The following is a 1167-nucleotide window of genomic DNA, read 5'->3' as shown; positions in this document are numbered from 1 at the left end:
ATATTTAACGGTTTTCTCAGTAAGACCTTTTTCCATTGATTGCCATCAGGTAAGTAATGCAGCTAATAATGTCAAAGGACAGCTTAGATAATTTAAAAATATCGCTTGCTCAGAAGGCCGAAAAAAAGTCGAATAATAGTCCAGAGAAACTGAATTAAATACAGTCTGTGATTCTTTAATAAAAAAGTTTATCCCATCAGAAGGCATATCCTCAAATTTTTTCTCTATCAGATTAAAAATATATTCTTTTTGTATTGCGTGGTACTTCATTGCTTCAAACACTGCAGACTGTAATATCATAAGATAACTTAAAATGATCTCACGACTTGCATGTGGGACATAATTAAGACACATTGCAGCTAATATGATGAGTGAAAGTGAATCACCTTTAGCAGAGTATTCTTCACTCAAGGGTATAATAAACGGTATCAAATCCCCTTGAATGCCATGATCGACAACAATCTTTTCAGCAATTTGAATCATTGTAGACCCATCAAACTGAGCTCCCCAACTATGTGTTCCATACAACCTATCTGAAAAAGCTTTTTTGAAGTCACTTGCTCTTTTCACTAACTCATCCTTACCATCCGCGAGCCCTGAGTTAGGAAACATCATAAAAACTATAAAAATTGGCAAGAATGCCTTTAAACTTTTCATAAATTACCATACAACATTGAGTCAGGCTGTTAAGGATAGTTCAATGTTCGTAATTGTCTTGGCAAACTGATACCGGCAATAGAAAACCAAGCCATACTTTTTACTGTTTCGGCGTCATGAGACTCGGGGCCTTACAGTTGATCCTGTTCAGCTTCATTGAACGACTCTCTATGACCGAAAACTGTGACCCTAAGCAGTCTTCATTGGTTGCACCAAACCATAATTTGCAGAAGATATTGAATCTACGTTCAAGCACAGCATTTTTCGGAGTAATGAACTTGTCAAAACCTTGCAGGCTAAGCGACCGACGAGGAGTGATTCTGTAAAAACTACCACACCGACTTCAGGGTAGATAACCAGCTGTGTCAGTAACTTTCTTTAAAGGGTATATTTTTTGAATAATATTCAGCCGCTAATCTAACAATCCATACTGTGTCGCAAGGGTATGTCGCTTGTGCAGCAGGCAAAGATTGGAAATATATATCCATCGGACCATGTTTACTTATATAC

Annotated in this window: 1 protein-coding gene; it reads right to left on the bottom strand. The window is 37.2% G+C overall.

All coding sequences use genetic code 11. The features are described from left to right. Positions 1–45: 45 nt before the first annotated feature. Entirely contained in the window at positions 46–657 is a 612-nt protein-coding gene (locus tag KDK19_RS02185; protein WP_257291254.1) for a hypothetical protein, read from the bottom strand. Positions 658–1167 lie beyond the last annotated feature (510 nt).

Source organism: Endozoicomonas sp. ONNA1 (genome assembly GCF_024606325.1).
Taxonomy (GTDB): domain Bacteria; phylum Pseudomonadota; class Gammaproteobacteria; order Pseudomonadales; family Endozoicomonadaceae; genus Endozoicomonas_A.
This window is presented reverse-complemented; position numbering and strand designations above follow the sequence as displayed.